This window comes from Aeromonas dhakensis (genome assembly GCF_002285935.1).
Classification (GTDB): Bacteria; Pseudomonadota; Gammaproteobacteria; order Enterobacterales; family Aeromonadaceae; genus Aeromonas; species Aeromonas dhakensis.
In genome coordinates this window covers 4782501-4805882 of sequence record NZ_CP023141.1, presented here as the reverse complement: position 1 = coordinate 4805882, position 23382 = coordinate 4782501, and the positions used below count along the sequence as shown (strand labels likewise).

Annotated in this window: 23 protein-coding genes (1 of these 23 cut by a window edge); 10 read left to right on the top strand and 13 right to left on the bottom strand. The window is 64.1% G+C overall.

Annotated features, from left to right (window positions below; translation table 11 throughout):
- Positions 1-31: 31 nt before the first annotated feature.
- Positions 32-472 (top strand): MauE/DoxX family redox-associated membrane protein, encoded by a 441-nt coding sequence (locus CK627_RS22145; protein ID WP_095593399.1) that lies wholly within the window; start codon positions 32-34, stop codon positions 470-472.
- Position 473: 1 nt separating this feature from the next.
- Positions 474-1001: a rhodanese-like domain-containing protein gene (locus CK627_RS22140; RefSeq protein ID WP_017780523.1), complete on the top strand. Its 528-nt coding sequence runs from the start codon at positions 474-476 to the stop codon at positions 999-1001.
- A gap of 64 nt (positions 1002-1065) precedes the next feature.
- Here CK627_RS22140 and panC read toward each other — a convergent pair whose 3' ends face one another.
- The 8 genes from panC to thpR form a co-directional block, all read right to left on the bottom strand.
- On the bottom strand, positions 1066-1923 hold the full coding sequence (gene panC / locus CK627_RS22135; protein WP_095593398.1) for a pantoate--beta-alanine ligase: 858 nt from the start codon (positions 1921-1923) through the stop codon (positions 1066-1068).
- Positions 1924-2107: 184 nt separating this feature from the next.
- Positions 2108-2902: a 3-methyl-2-oxobutanoate hydroxymethyltransferase gene (gene panB, locus CK627_RS22130; protein WP_005304470.1), complete on the bottom strand. Its 795-nt coding sequence runs from the start codon at positions 2900-2902 to the stop codon at positions 2108-2110.
- A complete protein-coding gene (folK, locus tag CK627_RS22125) occupies positions 2899-3408 on the bottom strand; it encodes a 2-amino-4-hydroxy-6-hydroxymethyldihydropteridine diphosphokinase (protein ID WP_017787632.1) in 510 nt (169 codons plus the stop codon). Before folK ends, panB begins: the two co-directional genes overlap by 4 nt.
- Positions 3409-3419: 11 nt before the next feature.
- Complete coding sequence (pcnB, locus tag CK627_RS22120) at positions 3420-4919, bottom strand: polynucleotide adenylyltransferase PcnB (protein WP_017781508.1); 1500 nt, start codon at positions 4917-4919, stop codon at positions 3420-3422.
- 136 nt (positions 4920-5055) lie between these two features.
- Positions 5056-5973, bottom strand: a complete 918-nt coding sequence (gluQRS, locus tag CK627_RS22115; RefSeq protein WP_167385406.1) for a tRNA glutamyl-Q(34) synthetase GluQRS — start codon at positions 5971-5973, stop codon at positions 5056-5058.
- Between the two features lie 113 nt (positions 5974-6086).
- Positions 6087-6536 carry an RNA polymerase-binding protein DksA gene (gene dksA / locus CK627_RS22110; RefSeq protein ID WP_005304459.1) on the bottom strand — a complete coding sequence of 150 codons (450 nt, stop codon included), beginning with the start codon at positions 6534-6536 and terminating at the stop codon, positions 6087-6089.
- Between the two features lie 119 nt (positions 6537-6655).
- Positions 6656-7399: a DNA/RNA nuclease SfsA gene (gene sfsA / locus CK627_RS22105; protein ID WP_017780529.1), complete on the bottom strand. Its 744-nt coding sequence runs from the start codon at positions 7397-7399 to the stop codon at positions 6656-6658.
- Positions 7400-7441: 42 nt separating this feature from the next.
- Positions 7442-7969 carry an RNA 2',3'-cyclic phosphodiesterase gene (gene thpR, locus CK627_RS22100; protein WP_095593397.1) on the bottom strand — a complete coding sequence of 176 codons (528 nt, stop codon included), beginning with the start codon at positions 7967-7969 and terminating at the stop codon, positions 7442-7444.
- A gap of 155 nt (positions 7970-8124) precedes the next feature.
- Between thpR and hrpB the strand changes: the two genes are divergently transcribed.
- From hrpB to gloA2, 3 genes are all read left to right on the top strand, one after another.
- A complete protein-coding gene (gene hrpB, locus CK627_RS22095) occupies positions 8125-10572 on the top strand; it encodes an ATP-dependent helicase HrpB (protein WP_095593396.1) in 2448 nt (815 codons plus the stop codon).
- A 258-nt stretch (positions 10573-10830) separates the two neighbouring features.
- A complete protein-coding gene (gene mrcB / locus CK627_RS22090) occupies positions 10831-13152 on the top strand; it encodes a penicillin-binding protein 1B (protein ID WP_095593395.1) in 2322 nt (773 codons plus the stop codon).
- 42 nt (positions 13153-13194) lie between these two features.
- Positions 13195-13590 carry an SMU1112c/YaeR family gloxylase I-like metalloprotein gene (gene gloA2, locus CK627_RS22085; RefSeq protein WP_095593394.1) on the top strand — a complete coding sequence of 132 codons (396 nt, stop codon included), beginning with the start codon at positions 13195-13197 and terminating at the stop codon, positions 13588-13590.
- A 92-nt stretch (positions 13591-13682) separates the two neighbouring features.
- Here gloA2 and CK627_RS22080 read toward each other — a convergent pair whose 3' ends face one another.
- Entirely contained in the window at positions 13683-14003 is a 321-nt protein-coding gene (locus CK627_RS22080; protein ID WP_005304440.1) for an SMR family transporter, read from the bottom strand.
- On the bottom strand, positions 13991-14389 hold the full coding sequence (locus CK627_RS22075; RefSeq protein ID WP_005304437.1) for an SMR family transporter: 399 nt from the start codon (positions 14387-14389) through the stop codon (positions 13991-13993). The genes CK627_RS22080 and CK627_RS22075 overlap by 13 nt, the downstream gene beginning before the upstream one ends.
- Before the next feature lie 156 nt (positions 14390-14545).
- Between CK627_RS22075 and CK627_RS22070 the strand changes: the two genes are divergently transcribed.
- Both CK627_RS22070 and CK627_RS22065 read left to right on the top strand, forming a co-directional pair.
- Positions 14546-15427 carry a LysR family transcriptional regulator gene (locus CK627_RS22070; protein WP_095593558.1) on the top strand — a complete coding sequence of 294 codons (882 nt, stop codon included), beginning with the start codon at positions 14546-14548 and terminating at the stop codon, positions 15425-15427.
- Between the two features lie 111 nt (positions 15428-15538).
- Complete coding sequence (locus CK627_RS22065; protein ID WP_017766313.1) at positions 15539-17119, top strand: response regulator; 1581 nt, start codon at positions 15539-15541, stop codon at positions 17117-17119.
- A 65-nt stretch (positions 17120-17184) separates the two neighbouring features.
- Here the strand turns inward: CK627_RS22065 and CK627_RS22060 are convergent, their stop codons facing one another.
- On the bottom strand, positions 17185-17712 hold the full coding sequence (locus CK627_RS22060) for a DUF2937 family protein (RefSeq protein ID WP_167385405.1): 528 nt from the start codon (positions 17710-17712) through the stop codon (positions 17185-17187).
- A gap of 211 nt (positions 17713-17923) precedes the next feature.
- On the opposite strand from CK627_RS22060, the gene CK627_RS22055 reads away from it, so the two are divergent.
- Both CK627_RS22055 and CK627_RS22050 read left to right on the top strand, forming a co-directional pair.
- Positions 17924-18646 (top strand): phosphatase PAP2 family protein, encoded by a 723-nt coding sequence (locus CK627_RS22055; RefSeq protein ID WP_095593393.1) that lies wholly within the window; start codon positions 17924-17926, stop codon positions 18644-18646.
- 257 nt (positions 18647-18903) lie between these two features.
- A complete protein-coding gene (locus CK627_RS22050; protein WP_017787641.1) occupies positions 18904-19806 on the top strand; it encodes a sulfite exporter TauE/SafE family protein in 903 nt (300 codons plus the stop codon).
- A gap of 60 nt (positions 19807-19866) precedes the next feature.
- Here CK627_RS22050 and CK627_RS22045 read toward each other — a convergent pair whose 3' ends face one another.
- Both CK627_RS22045 and hemL read right to left on the bottom strand, forming a co-directional pair.
- Complete coding sequence (locus tag CK627_RS22045) at positions 19867-20682, bottom strand: hypothetical protein (RefSeq protein WP_095593392.1); 816 nt, start codon at positions 20680-20682, stop codon at positions 19867-19869.
- A 200-nt stretch (positions 20683-20882) separates the two neighbouring features.
- Complete coding sequence (gene hemL, locus CK627_RS22040; protein ID WP_095593391.1) at positions 20883-22169, bottom strand: glutamate-1-semialdehyde 2,1-aminomutase; 1287 nt, start codon at positions 22167-22169, stop codon at positions 20883-20885.
- A 216-nt stretch (positions 22170-22385) separates the two neighbouring features.
- Between hemL and clcA the strand changes: the two genes are divergently transcribed.
- Positions 22386-23382, top strand: partial view of a H(+)/Cl(-) exchange transporter ClcA gene (gene clcA, locus CK627_RS22035; RefSeq protein WP_095593390.1) — the 5' portion only. Its footprint extends 398 nt past the window's final position; only the first 997 of its 1395 coding nucleotides appear in the window; the start codon lies at positions 22386-22388; the stop codon falls past the right edge of the window.

Here is a 23382-nt window from a genome sequence, read left to right as displayed (position 1 = left end):
CTTCCCGGGGAGTTGGCAGCAGGGGGCATGGATGATAAAGAGCTATCCCGTGGCCGTGTATCTGTGGGTGCTGGCCAGGTTGGCGCTGGGGGGATTTTTCGTCGTCTCCGCCGGGTTCAAGCTGGCGGAGCCGGAGCTGTTCGCCGCGCAGATCGGCGCCTTCGGCCTGCTCTGGTCGCCGTTCATTCCCCTTGCCATCTGGGGACTTATCGGGCTGGAGCTCTGCGCCGGGTTAGCGGTCATCGCCAACCGGCGCTGGGGACTCTGGCTGGTGATCGGGCTGCTTGCCCTGTTCATTCCGGTGTTGGGCTATGGCATCGCCATCGGGCTCGACATCTCTTGCGGCTGTCTTGGCAGGGCTGATCTCGGCTCGCTGCCACAGGCCCTCTTGCGGGATCTGCTGCTGTTGACGCTTGCGGGCGCCTTGCTGCGTCACTCCCGCCCCGTTTTTACCGTTCCAAAGGAGCAGTGACATGATGAGATTGCAATCCCGCACCCTGATGGCCTCGCTGATTGCGGCCAGTTTTGCCCTCGGTGGCTGTGGCGACAACCAGTTCGAGCAGGAGACCAAACTGGAGCAGGCGGCGGTACAGCTCTCCCAGGAGACCCAGCAGGGGGGCTACCAGCTGCTGACCGTGGCCGAGCTGAAGACCCGGATGGACAAAGGTGAGGCGCTGGTGATCATCGACACCATGCCGTTCGAAGACTCCTACAAGAAGGAGCATATTCCGGGGGCCAGGAATTTTGCCTTCGTGAAGGAGGCCAGGTCCGGCGATGACTGGAGCCAGATCGTCGAGGGGAGTGGCACGCCCGAGCAGCTGCTGGCCCTGCTGGGGGACGACAAGACCCGTCCGGTGGTGTTCTACTGCGGCTTCGTCAAGTGTGGCCGCAGCCACAACGGGGCCGCCTGGGCGGTCACCCAGGGTTATCAGCAGGTCTATCGGGTGCCGGGCGGCATCTTCGCCTGGAAAGGGGCGGGTTACCCGGTCAGCGCCGAATAGGCAGGAAACGTTCAGAAACAACAAAGCCCGCGCATGCGGGCTTTGTTGTCAGTGGCGCAGCGACTCAGGGGCGGGCCAGCGTCACCACCCGGTTGTCGATGAGGCGGGCCTTGCCGAGATACGCCGCCATCAGGATCACCAGCTGCTCGCTCTCGTCGGTGGCCGCTTCCAGGGTGGCGGCATCGACGATGTCGATGGCGTCGGTCCGAAAACCGGCCTTGTCGAGGCGCTGGCTGGCCTGGGCCACCAGGGAGGGCAGGTGGTGGTCACCCGCTTCAATCTGCTCGGCGATCCAGTTCATGGTGCGCGCCAGCTCAGGGGCAATAGCTCTCTCGGCGGCGGTCAGGTAGCCGTTGCGCGAGGAGAGCGCCAGCCCGTCTTCGGCCCGCACAGTGGGCACGCCGACGATCTCGATGGACATCGCCATGTCGGCCACCATCTTGCGAATGAGCGCCAGCTGCTGGTAATCCTTCTGGCCGAAGCAGGCCACGTCAGGCTGCACCAGATTGAACAGTTTGGTGACCACGGTGCTGACGCCGCGGAAGTGACCCGGACGCAGCGCCCCCTCCAGCAGCGTGGAGAGACCCGGCACCTCGACGAAGGTCTGGCTGGCCAGCCCCTGCGGATACATGATCTCCGGGGTCGGCGTGAACACCATGTCCACCCCGGCCGCCTCCAGCGCGGCGCAATCCTGCTCCAGGGTGCGCGGGTAGTTGGCGAGATCCTCGGCCTTGTCAAATTGCATCGGGTTGACGAAGATGCTGACCACCACCTTCTCGGCGTGGCTGTGCGCCTCCTTCACCAGGGTAAGGTGGCCCTGGTGCAGGTTGCCCATGGTGGGCACGAATGCGATGGCGCGCCCTTCACGGCGCCATTGGCCGATCTGTTCACGCAGAGCGGCGGGATTGTTAACGACCAACATCAACTGTTCACCTTCGAAAAGATCAAAGAGAGGCGGGCAGGAGCCCGTGCGGATAAGCGCGAAATGTCAACGCGCGGCATCATCATCGGCGGTTACCTTGGGATGAATCATCAAAAGAGGGGGCTCACTCTGCCCCGGAGGGCGAAACGAGGGCGCAGGCCCCCGCTCTCGTCACGGCATCACATCAGTTGAAGCAGTGCTCCGGGCCCGGGAAGGTCCCTTCGCTCACCTGCTTCACATAGAGCCGGATGGCGGCGCGCATGTCGCCGGTCTCGGCCAGGAAGTTCTTGGTGAACTTGGGCACATAGCCGGAGGTGATGCCGAAGGCGTCGTGCATCACCAGGATCTGGCCGTCGGTGGCCGGGCCGGCACCTATGCCGATCACCGGAATGCGCAGCGCCTTGCTGATACGCTCGGCCAGCGAAGTGGGCACGCACTCGAGCACCAGCAGCTGGATGCCGGCGGCCTGCAGCTCGAGGGCCTGACGGTAGATCTCCTGGGCCTGGAACTCGTCGCGCCCCTGCACCTTGAAGCCGCCAAACACGTGGACGGACTGCGGGGTGAGGCCGAGGTGGCCGCACACCGGCACGCCGTTGCGGGTCAGGTGGCGAATGGAGTCGCACAGCCAGTCGCCCCCTTCCATCTTCACCATGCGGGCGCCGGCTGCCATCAGGCGGGCGGCGTTCTGATAGGTCTGCTCTGGGGTGGCATAGCTCATGAACGGCATGTCGCTCACCACCAGGGCATTGGTCGTGCCGCGCACCACGCAACGGGTGTGATAGACCATCTCGTCCATGTTGACCGCCAGGGTGTCCTGGCCACCCTGCAGCACCATGCCCAGCGAATCGCCGATGAGCAGTACGTGAGCGCCCTCGTCGTCGAACAGCTTGGCAAAGGTGGCATCATAGGCGGTGATGGCGGTGATTCGTTGACCTTCCTGCTTCATCTTCAGCAGGTTGGTGGTGGTGATCTTGCTCATAGAGGCTCCTGTTCGTCTGCACTTGCGGCAATGATGGCAAGACCATTGCGCGGGCAGCGGGCAACCAGTTGTGCGAGCGGCGTGCCGCAGGGCAGCACCAGAGCGGGCGCGATTTCGGCCAGGGGCAGCAGCACGAACTCCCGCTCCTGCATGCCGTAATGGGGAACGATGAGGCGCTCAGTGTTGATCACCTGATCGCCATAGAGCAGCAGATCGAGATCCAGGGTTCTCGGCCCCCACCGCTCATCCTTGCGCACACGTCCTTGTTCCAGCTCGATTTTTTGCAGTTGATCCAGCAGCGCCAACGGCGCCAGCCGGGTGTTGAGCCGGGCCACGGCATTGACGTAGTCCGGTTGATCAGCAGGTCCCATGGGGCGGCTGCTGTAAAGCGACGAGGCCTGCACCAGCACGGAATCCGGCAGGGTCGCCAGCGCGGCGATGGCGCGGCGAGCCTGGCCGACGGGGTCGGCCAGGTTGGAGCCGATGGCGACGAAGACCTCGGTCATCACGTCAGTTGTCACTCGGCCGCTTTCGGTTTGCGACGACGGGGGCGACGACGGTTGCGGCTGTTGCTGCTGCGTTTCTCGCCATCGTTGCTGCGGGCCGCACCGCTCTGACCGCGCTCACCGCTGGCCGGGCGGCGAGTCGCTTCCCGTTGCAGTTGCGGGCGCACGTCCGGGTTGGATTCCACGTAGCGTTCCCACCAGCTGGCCAGCTCGCCGAGGCCGCGCTCGACCCGGTTGCGTAGCAGCAGGAAGTCGAACGCCGCGCGGAACTTGGGATGCTCCATGGCGCGCTCGGGGTGGCGGCCCTGACGGCGGGTCAGCCGCTGCTGCAGGGCCCAGATGTCGCGCACATCTGTGGTGAAACGGCGCGGGACGGCGATGATCCGCACCTGGTTGTCCAGCACCTCGTTGATCGCCAGCATGAAGGCGTCATACCAGGGCAGGCCGCTCTCGTTCTCCAGCACCCGGCCCCGGGCCTCGACGCAGCCCCACAGCAGGGTGGCGTAGAGGAAGGCGGGGGTGACGCGCTTGTCTTCACGAACGCGAGTATCGGTATCGATCAGCGCCTGCTCGATGAACTGCTCGTAGGGCGAGTTGCCGTGCGGGGTAAACAGCGCGGCTACCTGCGGGAACAGCTGCTGGAACAGACCGTACTCGCGCAGCAGCTTGTAGGTGGTCAGGGCATCGCCGGCCAGGAACAGCTTGAGGGTCTCCTCAAACAGGCGGGCCGCCGGAATATCCTGCAGCAGCGGCGCCAGCTCCTTGATGGGGGCGGCGGTGCGCGGGCTGATGGTCATGTCCAGCTTGGCGGCGAAGCGCACGGCGCGCAGCATCCGCACCGGATCTTCCCGGTAGCGGGTCTCGGGGTCGCCGATGAGTTCCAGTTTGCGTTCGGCCAGGTCTTCCAGTCCACCCTCGAAATCGTGCAGGGTGAAATCCTTGGCGCTGTAGTAGAGGGCGTTGACGGTAAAGTCGCGACGCTCGGCATCCTCTTCGATGGTGCCGTAGACGTTGTCGCGCAGCAGCATCCCTTCATCGGACTGGGCCGACACATGTTTGCTGGTATTGACCTGATGGTGGTGACCGCGGAAGGTGGCCACTTCGATCACGTCACGACCAAAGACGATGTGGGCCAGCCGGAAACGGCGGCCGATCAGGCGGCAGTTGCTGAACAGTGACTTGATCTGCTCCGGCGTCGCATCGGTGGCGATGTCGAAATCCTTGGGCGTCTTCCCGAGCAGCAGATCCCGTACCCCGCCGCCGACCAGGTAGGCTTCGTAGCCGCCCTTGTTCAGGCGATAGAGCACCTTGAGTGCATTCTCGCTGATCTCTTTGCGCGAAATCGGGTGCTGGTCACGGCTTAAGGTACGACGTTGCCCGGCGACACGGGCCGGAATGGGGGACTCCACCGACTGCTCGCCGTCTTCCTTGCCGAGCACCTTGCGGCAAAAGTTTGCGATCTGGGAAAAAATGGTACACCTCGTTATGACTTCAAATTGACGGGAGGCCAAAAAAATAGCGGCCTATCATAGCTCACGCCTAACCAAATGAAAAACCGTGACGGCAATTGATCTCGTTTGACTCGGATTATCCCGGCTAAATCATCGCAAACCGCGCTGATTCACACCCAAATCCCCCCTGAACTGCCTATTCGTTTACGCCAGCTGTCAGCGTAATCTTCTCGCTGGCAGGCACCCGGACCAGCTGCCAGTGGGCGATGCCCCAGTCGATGATCTCGTCGACCCGGCTCGCCAGCAGCTCGGGGGGCGGGCACTGGCCGAGAAAGTGCAGCGCCTGCCACAGGGCCGGGCGCACCTCGTCCTGTGCCAGCGCGGGTGCGTGATTCTGCTTGGAGAGCTTGTTGCCGTCGGCCTGCACCGCCAGCGGCAGATGCACCCAGGCGGGCACCGGTGCTCCCAGGGTCTGGTAGAGGGCAATCTGGCGCACAGTCGGCTCCAGCAGGTCGGCGCCGCGCACTATCTCGGTGATGCCGCAGTCCATATCGTCCACCACCACCGCCAAGTTGTAGGCATAGAGGCCATCGCGCCGGCGCACGATGAAATCCTCCTCGGCCAGCGCCGCCGGCACCGCGATATGACCCTGCAGGCTATCCTCGAAATCGTAGACCGGGTGATGCTGGCGCAGGCGGGCGGCGCAGCCCTCTGCGCTCAGTCCGAGGGTGCGGCAGTGGCCGTTGTAAAAGCCGCCGCTCGCCATGATTTCGCGCCGGGTACAGCGGCACCAGTAGAGATCGCCGGCCCGGTAGAGCTGCTCGATGATCTCGTCGTAGCGGGCGTGACGCCGGCTCTGGTACATCACCTTGCCATCCCACTGTAGGCCATGGGCCTCAAGGGTCTTGAGGATAAGGTCGGCGGCCCCTGCCATCTCCCGCGGCGGATCGATATCTTCGATGCGCACCAGCCAGCGCCCCTGTTGTGCCCTGGCCTGCAAAAAGCTGCCGAGCGCCGCAATCAGGGAGCCGAAGTGGAGCGGACCCGAAGGGGAGGGGGCAAAGCGGCCTATATAAGGGAGGGGGGGGGATGATGGGGTGGCATTCACGGACATGGTCATTCGGATAAAAAAGGCATTGAGGCAGCATTCTGGGACGACCCGGCCAAAAGCTCAATAAAAAAGGGAGCCCGCGAGCTCCCTTTTTTGTGTCATGCCAGAGGTCGGTATCAACCGGCCATCTGTTTTTCCTTGATCTCGGCCAGCGTCTTGCAGTCAACGCAGAGGTCGGCGGTCGGACGGGCTTCCAGACGGCGGATGCCGATCTCGATGCCGCAGTGTTCGCAGTAACCGAAGTCGTCGTCTTCGAGCAGCAGCAAGGTCTTCTCGATCTTCTTGATCAGTTTGCGCTCGCGGTCGCGGGTACGCAGTTCCAGCGCGAACTCTTCTTCCTGCGCGGCGCGATCCACTGGATCCGGAAAGTTGGCAGCCTCATCCTTCATGTGGTCAACGGTGCGGTCAACTTCCTGCATCAGTTGGTTGCGCCAGGCTCCCAGGATCTTGCGAAAATGTGCCTTTTGTTGGTCATTCATGTACTCCTCACCCGGTTTTTCCTGGTAAGGCGCCACACCCGCAATGGCCAGGGGGCCCAGAGATTTCCTGTTTTCGCCTGTTGGCATGCCCTGTCTCCTAATTCAGCACGCTACCCGTGCCATCCATAAATTGAGGGCGACATCTATAGCAGAAGGGTAACTTGGAGGCAAACAAGCCGTACCAATAATGTTACCCACTCCAACATTTATTCACTGCCCTCGGGTAGCAGGTGACAAGATTCAAACGGGATAAAATCTTGTGCCACCATGCTCTGCACCCCAACATGGGGTCGATAGCATAAAATTTCAACCCCTGCCGCAATTGCTTGCTCAATAAGCAGACTATAGTGCGGATCTATATGCGCTGCCGGGCGCATTCTCACGATTCCGGAGTGCAAAACCATAAATAACAGCACGGCTCTGTGCCCTGCCGCCTTCATGGCCATTAATTCACGCAAGTGCTTGGCGCCACGGGTGGTTACCGCATCGGGGAAGTAGCCCATGCCGGCTTGCTCCCGCTCGTCGAGCAGGGTTACCGATTTCACCTCGATATAACAGGCAGGCAGGTGGTCGTCCTCCAGCAGCAGATCGATGCGACTGTTCTCTTCGCCGTATTTCACCTCGGTGCGCAGTCTGGCATAGCCGCGCAGCGGGGCGAGGGCATCCTGCTCGATCAGCTCCCGGGCCAGCTGGTTGGCGCGGGCCGTGTTGACGCAGATGAAGTGACCGGCCGGGCTCTCGGCGATCTCCCAGCTGTGGGGCAGCTTGCGCTTGGGGTTGCTTGATGTGGAGTACCAGACCCGGGTACCCGGCTCGGCGCAGCCGGTCATGGCGCCGGTATTGGCGCAGTGGATGGTGATCACCTCGCCGTTGTCGAGCCGCACGTCGGTCAGGAAGCGCTTGTAACGGGCGACCAGCTGCCCGGATTGCAGTGGGGGATCGAAGATCATGGAATGGCTCTCTTAATCGATGAGTCTGGGCATGGCAGCCGGTCAGGATGCCATCTTCTCTCTGGCCCGCAGCGGCCAGCAGGCGAGGGGCTGGTAGCGCACCCCGTCCGGGGTGGAGAGGGATTGATAGAGGCAGAAGCGGTCGGCCCGCAGCACAAAGTCGGGGGCGGGCAGCAGCGCCGGCGGTTCGCTCGCCTTGCGCGACAGGGTGACGTGGGGGCGATAGCCCTGCTCGCCGTTGCCAAGCCCCAGCTTCTCGCCGTGGCGGCGCAGCGCCCTGGCCAGCACGCTCAGCTCGTTGGGCCACTCTCTCGGGCCAATCCAGGCGGCCTTGGCACGGCCGAACCAGCCGGTTTCATTGAGCGCTATGGTGAGCGGCGGACAGTGCTGGCGCTCGACGGCGGCCATCAGCTGCGCGGTGGTGGTCTCATCCGCTTCGCCGAGGAAGGCCAGCGTCAGGTGGAGGTTGGCGGCGGGGACCGGCTGGCCCGGCCAGGGCAGTTGATCGCGCCAGGCGACGATATCGGCGGCCAGCGCCTCGGCGGGCAGGGCAAAGAAGAGTTTGGCCATTCGGGGGAGGGTGCCTCTTTGATGCGGACGGGTGGCCCATTCTATGGCAGCCGTCCGCTCCTGTCTCGCCGGCCGACATCCACTCACGGTGGCCGGGCAGGCTGTGGCAGAATAGGCGCCGTTTTACGGCTTGCTACAAGAAGGTGCTGATCCCTTTGTCTTCTCTCCCCATAGTGTCGGTGCTGCCCGCACTCTTTGCCGCCATCGACAACCATGCCAGCGTGATCCTGCAGGCGCCCCCCGGCGCGGGCAAATCGACCCTGCTGCCGCTGGAGCTGGTGCGCCAGAACCGGCTGCCCGGTCGCATCATCATGCTGGAACCCAGACGTCTGGCGGCGCGCAATATCGCGGGCTTTCTGGCGCGCCAGCTCGGGGAGAGGGTGGGCGAGCGCATTGGCCTGCGGGTACGCGGCGAGAGCCGCACCAGCAGCCAGACCCGGCTCGAGATCGTTACCGAAGGGGTGCTGACCCGGATGTTGCAGCAGGATCCCGAGCTCACCGGCGTCTCCCTGGTCATCTTCGATGAGTTCCACGAGCGCAGCCTGCACGCCGATACCGCGCTGGCCTTCGCCATCGAGAGCCAGCAGGGGCTGCGCGATGACCTCAAGCTCTTGGTGATGTCTGCCACCCTGGACGGCATGGCGCTGGAGACCCTGCTGCCGGAGGCACCTGTGGTGCGCTCCGAGGGGCGCGGTTTTCCCATCGACTACCACTACCGCCCCGCCAATCGCCAGCAGTGGCTGGAGCCCCAGGTCGGCGCCGTGGTGCTGGAGGCGTTGGCCGCCCACGCCGGCAGCCTGCTGGTGTTCCTGCCGGGCCAGGGGGAGATCGAGCGGCTGGCGCAGTGGCTGGAAGGACGGCTGCCGGACGAGGTGACCCTCGCCCCCCTCTACGGCCGCCTCGACATGGCGGCCCAGCAGGCGGCCATCGAGCCGGCGCCTGCTGGGCGTCGTAAGCTGGTGCTCACCACCAATGTGGCGGAGACCTCCCTCACCATCGAGGGGATCTCGGTGGTGGTCGACAGCGGGCTGGAGCGGCGCGCCTCCTTCGACATCAAGAGCGGCGTCACCCGGCTGGAGACCCGCCCCATCACCAAAGCCTCCGCCACCCAGCGGGCGGGTCGTGCCGGGCGTCTCGGCCCCGGTGTCTGCTACCGGCTCTGGAGCAGCGAGGTGCAGGAGCGCCTCGCCGAGCAGAGCCCGCCCGACATCCTCACCCAGGAGCTGACCGGCCTGCTGCTGGACGCCGCCCAGTGGGGGGCCAAGGTCGAAGATCTGCCGCTGCTGGACATGCCGCCGGCCGCCGCCGTGGCCAGCGCCCAGCGGCTGCTGGTGAGCCTCGGCGCCATGAAGCCGGAGGGTGAGCAACAACTTACCCCGGCCGGCCGCGCCATGGCGGCCTTCGGTACCCATCCCCGGCTTGCCCGCATGCTGCTGCGCGCCCGCGAGCTGGAGGCCGAGGGTCTGACAGGGATTGTCGCCGATGCGGCTTTCCTGGTGGCGCTGCTGGAAGAAGATCTGCGAGGATCGGAGCGCCTCTCTGTGCTGTTCCACCGCCGCCAGGGGGCCCTGCGCCAGAGTGCGGCCCGCTGGTTCGAGCGGCTCGGGACTCGCTCCGCCAATGCGCAGGGGCAATGGCTGGGGCTGCTGTGTGCCCTCGCCTGGCCCGATCGCATCGGCAAGCTGCGCAGTGGCAGCCGCTATCAGCTCAGTGGCGGGGTGAGCTGCGATCTGGTAGAAGGTCACCCCTGTCAGGGGCAGGGGTCGCTCATTGCCATCGAAATGGGCCAGAACGAGCGCGGCAGCCGTATCTTCATCGCCGAGCCGGTGGAGCTGGATGAGCTGGTGCGCCAGTTGCCTGAGCTGGTCGGCGAGCGCCAGTGGTTCGACTGGGACGAGCGCGAGGAGCGGGTGCGGGCCGAACGTCAGCAGGTGCTCGGCGAGCTGGTACTGAGCCAGCGACCGCTGACGGATCTCTCCGATGAACAGAAGGGGCGTTGCCTGCTGCAGGGGATCCGCCGCAAGGGGCTGCATGTGCTGCCCTGGGATGACGCCAGCGAGGGGCTGCTGGCCCGCTTGCGCTGCGCCCGTGACTGGCTGCCCGACGAAGGGTGGCCAGCCATGGACGAGGCGAGCCTGCTGGCCGACCTCGAGCAGTGGCTGCTGCCGGCGGTGAGCGGCATGACCCGGCTGGAGCAGTTGAAAAAACTCGATATGAGCGACATCCTGCGCCAGTCTCTGCCCTGGCCATTGCCCAAGCGGCTGGACGAGGCGTTGCCAGGCCACTTCACCGCGCCGACCGGCAGCCGGGTGCGGATCCGCTATCAGCCGGGTCAGGCACCGGTGATCCCGGTACGCATCCAGGAGATGTTCGGCCAGGCCACGACCCCGTGCGTGGCCGATGGCCGGGTGGCGCTGGTGGTGGAGCTGCTCTCTCCGGCCCAGCGGCCGCTGCAGATCACCGCCGATCTGGCCGCCTTCTGGGCTGGCTCCTACGAGCTGGTGAAAAAAGAGATGAAGGGACGCTACCCCCGCCACTACTGGCCGGACAACCCGCTGGAAGCGATGCCAACCAGAGTCACCAAGAAGAAGATGGGGTTGTAGGTTGCTGCCGGGCATGGCGAAGCCCAACGCCAGCAGACGCCCCTCACCCTGACGCTCTCCCAGAGAGAGGGAACCGATCGAGCTGGGTGTTTGCGCCTTTTTCCTCTCCCTTTTCAAAGAGATGGGAGAAGGGTTGGGAATGAGGGGGCAGCCATTTGTCTGGCGAAATGAAACTCAGGATCCCGGTTCGATTGGTCAGGCCCGATCGGACGTTCGCGAATGCGACAACATAAGTAGAAAGAGAAGCAAAGAGGATTTATGGCAACGCAACGACGCAAGCGCACTCCCAAGAAGGTGGCGCCCAAACGCACCATCTGGCGCACGCTGTTCTGGCTGGGCTTCAAGCTCTCCCTGGTGGGAGCGGCCTTCATGGTGGTGTTTGGCATCTACCTGGATACCAAGGTGCGTGAACGCTTCGACGGCGAGAAGTGGCAGTTGCCAGTGATGGTATACAGCCGGCCGCTGGAGCTCTATCCCAGCCAGCGTCTCTCCCAGACCCAGATGCTGCGCGAGCTCAACATGCTGAGCTACAAGCAGGTGCGCCAGCCCCACTCCCCGGGCGAGTATGCGGTGAGCGGCAACCGCATCGAGCTTGTTCGCCGGCCGTTTGCCTTCCATGACGGGGCCGATGCCGCCCGCGGCCTGCGCCTCACCTTCAACGGCGCGCGGTTGGAGGGGATCCAGTCGCTGGAGAACCAGCGTCAGCTCGGTTACGCCCAGATGGACCCTGTGCTGCTCGATCGCCTCAACACCGAGGATCGGGAGGATCGCCTGCTGGTGCGCCTCGCCGAGGTGCCGGACAGCCTGCTGGTGACCTTGCTCACCACCGAGGATCGGGACTTCTACCAGCACGGCGGCGTCTCGCCGGTGGCCATCATGCGCGCCATGGCGGCCAACCTGCTGGCGGGGCGCACCGTGCAGGGGGGCAGTACCCTGACCCAGCAGCTGGCCAAGAACTTCTTCCTGACCCGGGAACGCAGCCTGTGGCGCAAGGCGCAGGAAGCCTACATGGCGGTGCTGATCGACTATCGCTACAGCAAGGACGAGATCCTGGAGGCCTACCTCAACGAGGTCTATCTGGGGCAGAACTTCTCCCAGGGGGTCTATGGCTTCGGGCTTGCCTCCTACTTCTACTTCGGTATTCCGGTCAACGAGCTGGACATCGATCAGGTGGCCCTGCTGGTGGGCATGGTGAAGGGCCCCTCCTATTACGATCCCTGGCGCTTCCCGGAGCGGGCCAAGGCGCGCCGTGATCTGGTGCTCAAGCTGCTGATGGATCACGGTAGTCTGACCCAGGCTGAATACACCCTGGCCAGCAAGCAGCCGCTCGGCATCATTACCCGCGGCCAGATGAGTTATGGCCGCACCCCGGCCTTCATGGGGCTGCTCAAGCGGGAGATCCAGAGCCGCTTCGGCCCGGATCTGCTCAAGCAGTCCGGCCTCAAGATCTTCACCAGCCTGGATCCCATCGCCCAGCACGCCGCCGAGCAGGCGGTGGAGTCGGGTCTGGCCACCATCGAGAAGCAGCGTGGCAAGAAGAAGCTGGAGGCGGCCATGGTGGTCTCCGACTGGCACAAGGGCGAGGTGGTGGCCATGGTGGGTGGCCGGGATCCGCGCTACGCCGGCTTCAACCGGGCGCTGGATGCTCGTCGCCAGATAGGCTCCCTGGTCAAGCCCGCGGTCTACCTGACCGGCCTCTCCAACGGCCTGACTTTGGGCACGCCGCTCAAGGATCAGCCGATCCGCATTCGCGGCAAGGATGGCCAGATCTGGACCCCGCAAAACTACGACCGCAAGTTCCGCCAGAGCGTGCCGCTGATGGATGCGCTGGCCAGCTCCCTCAACGTGCCGACCGTCAACCTGGGTCTGCAGGTGGGGCTGGACAAGGTGGTGGACACCCTGCACAAGCTGGGGGTGGAGCAGGAGATCCAGCCCTATCCGTCGCTGGTGCTGGGGGCGGTGGCCCTCTCGCCGATGGAGGTGAACCAGATGTACCTGCCCATCGCCAACCAGGGGCTGACCCAGCCGCTGTCGGCGATCCGGGCCGTTGTCAACAGCGACGGCAGCAAGCTCTATCAGCATGATGAGGCGGCCAAGCGGGTGACCGACGAGCAGGCCAGCTGGCTGACCCTGTTCGCCATGACCAAGACGGTGAGCCAGGGCACGGCGCGGGCGCTCGGTGCCAAGTTCCCCGGCGCCACCATGGCGGCCAAGACCGGCACCACCAACGAGCTGCGCGACTCCTGGTTCACCGGCCTCGACAACAACGAGCTGGTCAGCATCTGGGTCGGTCGCGACGACAACACCCCGGCTGGCCTGACCGGTGCCAGCGGTGCCCTGCAGCTGTTCAGCGGCTACATGAGCCAGCGCGGGGTCAACAGCCTGGCCATGAACATGCCACAGGGGGTGAGCTGGGCCAGCTTCTCCCGCGCCAGCGGCGCCCGGGTTGCCAGCGACTGCCCCGGCAGTCTGCAGGTGCCGGCCAAGCTGGCCGGGTTGGCCGAACCCATGAGCTGTGCCACTCCGGTGTCCAGCCCGGTCAATGCGCTGGACAACTGGTTCAACGGTTTCTTCAACTGACGGAGGCGGGCAGCCCTGGCTGCCCGTCTGCCAGGAGTGCTCATGAGCCTTCCCCTGTTCGATGCCATCCACCACGTGGCTATCATCGCCAGCGACTATGCGCGCTCGCGCCATTTCTACCACCAGGTGCTGGGGCTGCCCATCATCGCCGAGACCCTGCGGGCCGAGCGCCAGTCGTGGAAGCTGGATCTGGCGCTGCCGGACGGCAGCCAGCTGGAGCTGTTCAGCTTCCCGGCGCCGCCCCTGCGCCCCTCCCGGCCGGAGGCGTGCGGCTTGCGCCACCTGGCCTTTCGGGTCTCGGATCTCGACCGGGTCATCGCCCATCTACAGGGCCATGGCGTCGAGGTGGAGCCGGTGCGGGTGGACGAGTTGACCGGCCGCCGCTTTACCTTCTTCGCCGACCCCGACGGCCTGCCGCTGGAGCTCTACGAAGCCTAGTGCCGGGGCGCTCGCCGTCATGAAATCATGTCCAAAAACAAGCAGCCGCCCGGTGAGCCGGGCGGCTGCTTTTCATGGATGCATTCTCGGGATCAGGCGGTGGTGAGCAGGGTGACCGCGACGGCCATCACCAGCATGCCGACCCAGCCGATGGGCTTGAGCCGCTCGCCAAACAGCAGCAGGCCGCCGAGGGCTGTGCCCAGAATGCCGATGGCACCCCAGGTGGCATAGGCCACGGCCAGGTCGATCTTGCCGGTGCTGACCGCTTCCGACAGCAGGGTGAAGGCACACAGCACCAGCAGGATGCCGAGGAATCCCCACCCCTTGTGACGAAAACCGACCGAACGGTTGATCGCCATGTTGGCGCCGATATCCAGCAAGGCCGCGCCCAGCACTATCATCAGCGGGTGCATACGGCCTCCTCGTTGGCACGGGGTGTGCGAGCGGCCGGTTCATCGTGGCGCTCGCCCATCGTCACCAGAACAATCCCCACTATGGCCAGCGCCAGTCCGATCAACTCCTGAGCATTCAGCTGGTAGTCGAGGAACAGCACGGAGACGACGGTGATCAGCGCGATCCCCAGTCCCTCCCAGAGCGCGAAGGCAATGCCAATGGAGATTGTTTTGGCGGCTTTGGCCAACAACAGGTAGGAGAAGGAGATGAGCAGCCACATGGGCAGGTAGTTGAGCCAGCCGGCTTCGTTCTCCGGGATCATGGCCATGCTGGAGGTGCCGGCGACCTCGGTCAGGATGGCGCCCGTCAGGAAGATGCGGGCCAGGAGCATGCGATTGAATAACATAAAATGTCCTTTTGTTGCTGCGACGGGGCCATGATAGCCGCCACCCGGCGGGAGGCTGGAATCGCTGAGCGTCGGCAATTCAGACGCTGACGGTTTGCCTTGGCAGAAGCGGGCGGGGTAAGGTGAATGTCGGATACCCAGCTCTCGACCCGGATCATGAAGCTCTACCAGATACAACTCTTTGTGGAATCAGCCAGTAGCGGCTCTATCGCCAACACGGCGCGTCGGCTTGGCAAGAGTCGCAGCGCGGTCAGTACGGCGATAGCGGCACTGGAGGTGGAACTTGGCGTCGAACTTTTTGAACGAGGGGCCAACCAGAGTCGGTTGACCGAGATTGGCGAGCAGGTGCTGGACGACTGCAAGCGGCTGCTGCAGGCGGCCAACAGCCTCAAGCTCAAGTGCGAACATTACGCCTCCGGTGCCGAAGTGGCGCTGCGGGTGGCGCGGGACGATGCCATTCCCGAGGCGGTGTGGCGGGAGATGTTGGGCCAGCTGCGTCACCGGTTTCCCGGCACCAGCATCTCGCTGGTGCTGGCCTCGCCGCCCGAGCTGCCCGCGCTGGTGGAGGAGGGGTTTGTCGACGCCGCTTTCGGCCTCATCACCGAGGAGCAGGAGCGCAGCGGCCTCAACATCGAGGTGCTCAACCCGATCCGCACCCTGATGGTGGTGGCGCCTAGCCACCCGCTGGCCAGCCTGAAGCGGGTGCTGCAGCAGGATCTGACCGGCCACACCCAGGTCACCCTCTCCTACGTGGATGAATTCTCGGTCAAGAGCCTGCTGCCCATCGGCGGCCACCACATCGGGCTGTCGAGTTTCGAGCTGATGCGCGATGCGGTGATCGACGGCCTCGGTTGGGCCGTGTTGCCGTCGCCGCTGATCCAGAGCCAGCTGCGTCAAGGCTCTCTGATCACGCTCAAGCACAAGTTCAGCCTGCAGTGGCGGGACTACGGCGTCTATCTGTCGGAAAATGCCTATCACGGCAGGGTGCTGGCCTGGCTGCGCAAGGCGATCCAGGCCTATCTCGAACCGTTCGAGTGAGTCTTCTGCTCATGGATGGTGGCAGGCGGATCGCGCGGGGCTTGTGATCCATCGCGGCCTGATGGTACATACTGTCTGTACCCTCATGCAGCGCCTGGAGGCGTGAACGATATGAGCAGTGCCCAAGACAAGGACGAGATCTGGCTGGATGACGACATCATCGAGCTGGATGACGATGAGGCCGTGGTGACCAGGATGGCCAACCCCTGGCAGGTGCTGATCGTCGATGACGAACCGGACATTCATCATGCCACCCGGCTGGCACTCTCCAACATTCAGTACAAATCCCGCCCGCTAGCCCTGCTCAACGCCTACAGCGGTGCCGAGGCTGCCCGCATGCTGCAGGCCAACCCGCGCATCGCCCTGATCCTGCTCGACGTGGTGATGGAGACCGAGGACGCCGGCCTGCGGTTGGTGCACCAGATCCGCAACGAGATGAAGAACGGCCTGGTCCGCATCGTGCTGCGCACCGGCCAGCCCGGGCAGGCCCCCGAGCAGCGGGTGATCCTCGACTACGACATCAACGACTACAAGACCAAGACCGAGCTGACGGTGCAGAAGCTCTACACCACCGTCATCGCCTCCCTGCGCTCCTACGAGACCCTCTGCGCCATCGACAAGAGCCGGCAGGGGCTCGGCAAGATACTGGAGGGGGCGGGGGATCTCTATCACCTGCATTCGCTGCGGGAGTTTGCCTCCGGCGTGCTCAAGCAGATCAGCGCCATTCTCGATGTGGGCACCGAGGGGGCCATCTGCGCCGAGCGCCGACCCGGCTCGCAGGAGCTGGAGATCCTGGCCGCTACCGGCGACTATGAATCCCTGCTGAGCGACGTGCCGCTCACTACCTTCCCGGCTCTGCATGACTCTGTGATGAGTGCGCTGGCCAATCGCTGCAACCGCTTCGAGCATCCCCAGGATGCGCTCTACATCGCCGCCCAGAACGGGCGCGAGTTCGTGCTCAACTTCACCCCTACCCAGCCGCTCGACCCGCTCGAGTGCGATCTGTTGGACGTGTTCTGTCAGCGCATCTCGGCGGCATACGACAACCTCTATCTCTACAACCAGCTGTTGCGCGCCCAGGAGGCCACCGTGGTGGCGCTGGCGGCGCTGGCGGAGTTTCGCGATTCGGATACCGGTGATCACGTGCTGCGGGTGCAGAAACTCTCCGATGCCATCGTGGCGGAGCTGCAACAGGCGGGAGCCTATCCCGACGAACTGACCCCCGGCTTCGTCGACATGATCGGCATGGCCAGCATACTCCACGATGTGGGCAAGGTGGGCACGCCGGACCACATCCTGCACAAGCCGGGGCGGTTCGAGCCGGACGAGCGAGCCATCATGGAGCAGCACGCGGACATAGGCGCCAGCATATTGCACAAGGCGGGGGAGATGGTGGAAGGGACCAGTTATCTGTCGCTGGGGGCCGAGATCGCCCGTGGCCACCATGAGCACTTCGATGGCAAGGGTTACCCGGAGCAGCTGGCCGGCGAGCAGATCCCGCTGTCGGCTCGCATCGTGGCGGTGGTCGACGTATTCGATGCCTTGCTCAGCAAACGCCCCTACAAGGAGCCCTGGTCGCTGGCCCAGACCATGGAGTACATCATGTCGCGCTCAGGCAGCCAGTTCGATCCCGAGGTGGTGAAGGCGCTCAACCGGCTGGTCAGCGAATCGCGCTTGCCCTACGAGCTGTAGGGGAGAGCAAGAGACAACAAGGGGGCCGCGGGCCCCCTTGTTGTTGGCGGGGTCTGGCTGAGGGATCAGCGCTGGCCGTAGCGTACCCTGGGCTGGCGCTGGCGAAACGGCAGCAGCAGGAGGCCGAGCAGCAGATCGCCGACAAGGGCCGAGAGCAACCCCGCCGCCATGCCGCAGACGATAGCGGCTTGCTTGAGCGGTACCACATAGCTGTAGTTTTGTAGGGTATCCTGCCAGAGTTGGGGATCGGCACGCAGCAGCAGGTGGGAGAGCTGCCGGTACCAGGGGGCGTTCTTGTAGACGCTCTCCTGCTGCAGGGTCTGACGCTGGCTGACCAGCAGCTGCAGGCTGGCCGCATCCTTGGCGAAGACCGGATCCTGGTTGGTGCGGTAGTGGTTGACCAGGGCCGTCAGATCGCCGTCGAAGTGCTGGTCTGCCGTCTCCTGAAAGGGGGCAAGGCTGAGGCTGGCCTGTTGCAGACGGGCATCCAGCCGCTGGTAGTAGAGGTCGATCAGACCCGGGATCTGCACACCGGCCAGCAGGCCAAGGGCAAACAGCATCATCCTGAGGTAGCTGCGCATATTGCTGTTCATCTCGCGAAAGGGAAGAGCTCCATACTAGCCGCAAGGTCGGGGACGGCCAAGCCCGCCATCTGGATCGGAACATTCCAGAAAGGGCTTAAACGGAACCTGTTCTGCCGCGCTGTTTTCCCCATGAACTTTGCTTCCTCCCTCATTTGTGTGATTCACGTCACGCTTCTTATGTTCTAAAATACGGCCCCATTTTTCGGGGAGGAGAGTCCGTATGCGCAAATTTATACCCTGTTATCTGTTGGGTGGTCTCATCGCCGTCAGCTGGGCCGCTCTGCCCGATCACGGCCCCTGGGATCAGTGGGATCTCGTCGTCTTCCATCTGGTCAATGGCTGGCTGGGTCAGGCCCAATGGTGGGCCGATCTGGTGGCGGTGACCAACAACCGGTTGTTCGATCTGGCGGTGCTCTCCTGCATGGGGCTTATCCTCTCCCGTTGCTTCTGGCGTGCGGACGAGCAGGGGCGTCGCCGGTTGGTGGCCATGGGGTGTGTCATGTTGCTGGGGGCCCTGGTGATCAACCAGTTTGGTCATCTGCTGCCGGTCAGCCGGCCCAGCCCGACCCTGATGGTGGCGGATGCACTGCGGGTCACCCAGCTCAGCGGGATCCCGACCAAGGATTCGTCCAGCGATAGCTTCCCCGGCGATCACGCCCTGTTCCTGATGATCTTCGCCGGTTTTGCCCTGCGCTATCTGCCGCGCTGGGCCGGGGTGACGGCGCTGCTGATGGTGCCGTTGTTCTCGGCGCCCCGCATCCTCTCCGGCGCCCACTGGCTGACGGATGTCTATGTCGGCGCCCTCTCCTTGACCCTGCTCTGCCTGCCGCTGCTGCTGTCGACCGGGCTGTCGGATGCGCTGGTCGGCTGGATTGCCCAGCGGCTGCCACGCCTGCCGGGCTGGCAGTGGCTGGCGAGCAAAACGCCGGCGAGTCAGCAATAAAAAAAGAAGGTCGGTGCATACCGGCCTTCTTTTTGTCTACTTCCAGCCGGTGACTGTGGTCGTCGCGAAATGACCATGACTACCACCGGCGGCCCCAGGCCTGCTGGCCCTCATAGAGAAGTATTAGCAGATTCGTTCGGGCGTGCCTAACAAGAGTTTCTCCAAGGAATCGTTTGCAAGGGATGAATGCTTGATCAGGGCCAAGATTTTTTATTTTTGCTGCCTTAGAATCGCCGCCCGTTGCTGGAGAACTCTGTATGTTAATTAATCTTTTGCGCCTGATATTCATCATCTGTGCGCTGGCTTTCATCTTCATGCTGGTACGGGCCTGGTGGCACAAGCGGCAACAGGGTGAGCTGGAGTCGACCCCCTTCTGGCCGGTGGCGGCCATCGGTTTTGTCGCCAATTTTCTCGATACCCTGGGGGTCGGCAGCTTCGCGGTGAAGACCGCCTGCTACAAGCAGTTCAAGCTGATCGACGATCGGCTGCTGCCGGGCACCCTCAACGGCCAGTGCGTGTTGCCGACGGTCACCCAGTCGCTGATCTTCATCGGCGCCGTGCAGGTAGATCCGCTCACCCTCATCGGCATGATGGTGGCCGCCGCTGCCGGCGCGGCCTGGGGGGCGCGCCACGTCGCCTCGTTCGATCGCCAGACCATCCGGCTGGTGATGGCGGTCTCCCTGCTGGTGGTGGCCGGCCTCATCTTCGCCGGCCTGCTGGGGCTCTTCCCCCTTGGTGGCGACGCCATGGGGCTGACCGGTTACAAGCTCGGGATAGCGCTCGCCGGCAACTTCCTCTTTGGTGTGCTGATGAACGTGGGCATCGGCCTGTTCGCCCCCTGCATGACCCTGGTCTATCTGCTCGGCATGAACCCGCTGGCGGCCTTCCCCATCATGATGGGCTCCACTGCCGTGCTCAGCGTCTTCTCGGCGGGCACCTTCATCCGCAAGGGGGCCTTCGACGCCAAGGCTGTGCTGGCGGTGGCCATCTTCGGTCCGGTCGGCGTGGTGCTGGCGGCCATGCTGGTCAAATCCATGGACATGGCGATGCTCAAATGGCTGGTGGCCTTCATCGTCATCTATACCTCCTGGACCATGTACGCTTCCTGGCGGGCGGCGCGGCGGGCGCCACAACCCCGGCTGGCAGGCGTCACTGGTTAGCCAGTGCGGTGCGTGTGGGTGCTGGCCGCGGAGTATTGAAGTGGTTGCAGGCCTTTGGCGTTATCTATACCTCCTGGGCCAGGTACGTTTCTTGGCGGGCGGCGCGGCGGGCGCCACAACCCCGGCTGGCAGAGGTCGCAGGCTGGCCTGCACCAACGCCGCCTCGGCCCTGGCCCCGAGAAACACATAGAGCCCGAGGGCCAGTAGCAGCCCCACGGCGCACCCCATCACCCCCACCGCCGGCCAGAGCAGTTCGCTCTGGCCGAGCGAACCCTTGAACAGCAACAAGAGCCCCTCGATGGAGACCGCGATCAGAATGGCGGCGATGAAACGGGTAATGGTGCGGCGAATGGCGCTGTGGCGAAAGATGTCCTTATGCAGCAGCACCTCCTCTTCCAGAATGGTCTTGCCCAAGTCGAATACCGCTAGCGCCAGGGTCAGAAAGATGATGGCGCTGAAGGCCCCCAGCCGGTTCTGCTGCGCTCCGCACAGCAGCAGATAGAGCTGCTCCAGCCCGTGCCAGATGAGCGTCGCGACGATCAGAAACAGCGCCAGACTCAGCACCACATAAACCCCCTTGAACCAGGGCATGGCCCGGCGCCGCTCCCTGTCCCCCATCAACCAGGCGATAAGCTGGTTCAGGCAGAGGGTCAACTCACGGCCATGACCTCTCACTATCAGATGCAAACGGGTTTGCGGCGCCGGCACTGGCGGCAGGATCCCGAGTGGTTCCCGGCTGAAGGCCTGATGCAGGATAAAGGGGTAATCCTTGAGTGAATCGGGTGGCGCCGTCAGCAGCCCCAGCAGCAGGGGGGCCAGTTCGGCTTCGTACTCCTGATAGCGTCTCAGCACATCGATGGGGCTCATTTCCGCCATACCTACCTCGCTCACAAGGGGGTGTTGTTGCTGACGGCTGCAAATTGTGGGCCTGCTTTATGACAACGACTGTGGTGGGGGTTGCACCGTTTGGTGACAAATCACGGTTGCCGACGGGCAGATTGCACCGGCAGCGGGCATGACGAGGGGAGAATGAAAAAGGGCCCGTGAAGGGCCCTTGTTTGACAGATGGCGACGGTTTAGCCGGCCAGCTTGGCGAAGCTGCGCTCGGCGGCGGCCAGAGTGTGTTCGATCTCCTTGTCGCCGTGGGCCAGCGACAGGAAACCGGCCTCGTAGGCGCTCGGCGCCAGATAGACGCCCTCTTCCAGCATCAGATGGTAGAAGCGCTTGAAGCGCTCCATGTCGCAGCGGGTCACCTGCTCATAGCGGGTGATCTCGGTCTCGTCGGTAAAGAAGAAGCCGAACATGCCGCCCACGTAGTTGATGGCGAGCGGGATGCCGTGCTTGGCGGCGGCGGCTTTCAGCCCTTCGGCGACCCGGGCGGTCTTGGCGCTCAGCTGTTCATAGAGGCCCGGCTCCAGCAGCAGATCCAGCATGGTGAGGCCGGCGGCCATGGCCACCGGGTTGCCGGAGAGAGTGCCTGCCTGATAGACGGGGCCGGTCGGGGCGATATGCTGCATCACCTTCTTCTTGCCGCCGAAGGCGCCGACCGGCATGCCGGCACCGATGATCTTGCCGAGGGTTGTGAGATCCGGGTCGATGTTGTAGTGGCCCTGAGCGCCACGCAGGGAGACGCGAAAACCCGTCATCACCTCATCCAGGATCAGCAGGGCGCCGAATTCGTCACAGATGGCGCGCAGCCCTTCCAGGAAACCGGGCACCGGCGGGATGCAGTTCATGTTGCCGGCCACAGGCTCGACGATGATGCAGGCGATCTCGCTGCCGTACTGGCTGAAGGCCTCGCGCACCGAGTCCAGGTCGTTGAACACGCAGGTGAGGGTGTGCTTGGCAAAGTCGGCCGGCACGCCCGGGCTGTTGGGTTGACCCAGGGTCAGCGCGCCGGAGCCGGCCTTGACCAGCAGGGAGTCGGCGTGGCCGTGGTAGCAGCCTTCGAATTTGACGATCTTGTCGCGGCCGGTGTAGCCGCGGGCCAGCCGGATGGCGCTCATGGTCGCCTCGGTGCCGGAGTTAACCATCCGCACCTGCTCCATGGAGGGGACGATCTGGCGTACCTTCTCGGCCATCAGCACTTCGATCTCGGTGGGGGCGCCGTAGCTCAGCCCTTTCTCGACGGCCTTGATGACGGCGGCCTTGATGGCCGGGTGGTTGTGACCCAGCAGCATGGGGCCCCAGGAACCGATGTAATCCACGTAGGCCTGGCCGTCCACGTCATAGAGGTAGGCGCCATCGGCGTGATCGATGAAGCGGGGTGTGCCGCCGACCCCATTGAAGGCGCGGACCGGTGAGTTGACGCCGCCCGGAATGGTCTGGCGGGCCTGTTCAAACAGCTGATCTGATTTTGACATGGATCATCCTTAATGGGATTTTGGTCGTCACACAGGTGCAGGTGGCCGATTGCGGCTCGGCAGTCGGGGGGAGCTGGAGTATGCTTGCGCTCTTGACTCCCTGGCCAAGGACTGCCCCGTGTTAAATGAAACGGGCCGACTATAGCAGAAAGGCCCGGTGCTGGGCAGCCGGCTGGATGTCGTCACCTCCGTCAGCAAACGAATGTGGTTTTTTTCATGTCGCAACAAGCTTTATCCTCTGCCGAACCGCTCTCGCCTCCCCGTGGCCCCGTCCTGCGGCGGATCATTCATCAAGACAAGATGCCTCTACTGGTGCTGCTGTTGGCGGCACTGGTCGGAACCCTGGCCGGGCTGGTCTGTGGACTGTTCGAGTCCGGCGTCCACTGGCTGGCGCAGCAGCGCATTGATCTGCTGGCCGATCGCCCCTGGTGGCAGCTCGGTCTGCTCGGCTTCGGTTTCAGCGCCCTGCTGGGGATGATCGGTTATTTCCTGACCCACACCTTTGCGCCGGAGGCCGGGGGCTCCGGCATTCCCGAGATCGAGGGCGCCATGGACGAACTGCGGCCGGTGCGCTGGTGGCGGGTGTTGCCGGTCAAGTTCTTCGGCGGTATCTGCACCCTTAGCTCCGGCATGGTGCTAGGGCGGGAGGGGCCCTCGGTGCAGATCGGCGGCAACCTCGGCAAGATGGTGGCGGATATCTTCCGGCTGCCCAAGGAGCATGGCCATGCCCTGCTGGCGGCCGGTGCGGCTGGCGGTCTGGCCGCCGCCTTCAATGCGCCGCTGGCGGGGATCCTGTTCGTGATGGAGGAGATGCGACCGCAGTTTCGCTACTCCTTTCTGGCCATCAAGGCGGTGGGCATCTCCGCCATCATGGCGACCCTGATGCTGCAGAACATGAAGGGGCAGGGGGCCGTGATCAGCTTGCCTCACTACGATGCGCCTGCCCTCAAGGCGCTCTGGTTGTTCCTCTTCATGGGGGCCGCTTTCGGGGTGCTGGGGTTCGTCTTCAACAAGCTGGTGCTGGCCTGCCAGGATGGTTATCTGGCACTGCATCAAAACAAGCGCCATCGCTTCGTGGCCATCGGCATGCTGGTGGCAGGTACCTTCGGCGTGCTGTCGCTGTTCGCCCCGGCGGTGACTGGCGGCGGTACCGAACTCATCCCCCATCTGATGGGTGGGGAGTATGCAATGGCCACCCTGTTCCTCATCTTCT

What these genes read in the sequence shown, in the direction of transcription:
- CK627_RS22145 (WP_095593399.1), top strand. Translation starts at nt 32, where the DNA reads ATGATAAAGAGCTATCCCGTGGCCGTGTATCTGTGGGTGCTGGCCAGG.
- CK627_RS22140 (WP_017780523.1), top strand. Translation starts at nt 474, where the DNA reads ATGATGAGATTGCAATCCCGCACCCTGATGGCCTCGCTGATTGCGGCC.
- panC (WP_095593398.1), bottom strand. Translation starts at nt 1,923, where the DNA reads ATGTTGGTCGTTAACAATCCCGCCGCTCTGCGTGAACAGATCGGCCAA.
- panB (WP_005304470.1), bottom strand. Translation starts at nt 2,902, where the DNA reads ATGAGCAAGATCACCACCACCAACCTGCTGAAGATGAAGCAGGAAGGT.
- folK (WP_017787632.1), bottom strand. Translation starts at nt 3,408, where the DNA reads ATGACCGAGGTCTTCGTCGCCATCGGCTCCAACCTGGCCGACCCCGTC.
- gluQRS (WP_167385406.1), bottom strand. Translation starts at nt 5,973, where the DNA reads ATGTCCGTGAATGCCACCCCATCATCCCCCCCCCTCCCTTATATAGGC.
- dksA (WP_005304459.1), bottom strand. Translation starts at nt 6,536, where the DNA reads ATGCCAACAGGCGAAAACAGGAAATCTCTGGGCCCCCTGGCCATTGCG.
- sfsA (WP_017780529.1), bottom strand. Translation starts at nt 7,399, where the DNA reads ATGATCTTCGATCCCCCACTGCAATCCGGGCAGCTGGTCGCCCGTTAC.
- thpR (WP_095593397.1), bottom strand. Translation starts at nt 7,969, where the DNA reads ATGGCCAAACTCTTCTTTGCCCTGCCCGCCGAGGCGCTGGCCGCCGAT.
- mrcB (WP_095593395.1), top strand. Translation starts at nt 10,831, where the DNA reads ATGGCAACGCAACGACGCAAGCGCACTCCCAAGAAGGTGGCGCCCAAA.
- gloA2 (WP_095593394.1), top strand. Translation starts at nt 13,195, where the DNA reads ATGAGCCTTCCCCTGTTCGATGCCATCCACCACGTGGCTATCATCGCC.
- CK627_RS22080 (WP_005304440.1), bottom strand. Translation starts at nt 14,003, where the DNA reads ATGCACCCGCTGATGATAGTGCTGGGCGCGGCCTTGCTGGATATCGGC.
- CK627_RS22075 (WP_005304437.1), bottom strand. Translation starts at nt 14,389, where the DNA reads ATGTTATTCAATCGCATGCTCCTGGCCCGCATCTTCCTGACGGGCGCC.
- CK627_RS22070 (WP_095593558.1), top strand. Translation starts at nt 14,546, where the DNA reads ATGAAGCTCTACCAGATACAACTCTTTGTGGAATCAGCCAGTAGCGGC.
- CK627_RS22065 (WP_017766313.1), top strand. Translation starts at nt 15,539, where the DNA reads ATGAGCAGTGCCCAAGACAAGGACGAGATCTGGCTGGATGACGACATC.
- CK627_RS22060 (WP_167385405.1), bottom strand. Translation starts at nt 17,712, where the DNA reads ATGAACAGCAATATGCGCAGCTACCTCAGGATGATGCTGTTTGCCCTT.
- CK627_RS22055 (WP_095593393.1), top strand. Translation starts at nt 17,924, where the DNA reads ATGCGCAAATTTATACCCTGTTATCTGTTGGGTGGTCTCATCGCCGTC.
- CK627_RS22050 (WP_017787641.1), top strand. Translation starts at nt 18,904, where the DNA reads ATGTTAATTAATCTTTTGCGCCTGATATTCATCATCTGTGCGCTGGCT.
- CK627_RS22045 (WP_095593392.1), bottom strand. Translation starts at nt 20,682, where the DNA reads ATGGCGGAAATGAGCCCCATCGATGTGCTGAGACGCTATCAGGAGTAC.
- hemL (WP_095593391.1), bottom strand. Translation starts at nt 22,169, where the DNA reads ATGTCAAAATCAGATCAGCTGTTTGAACAGGCCCGCCAGACCATTCCG.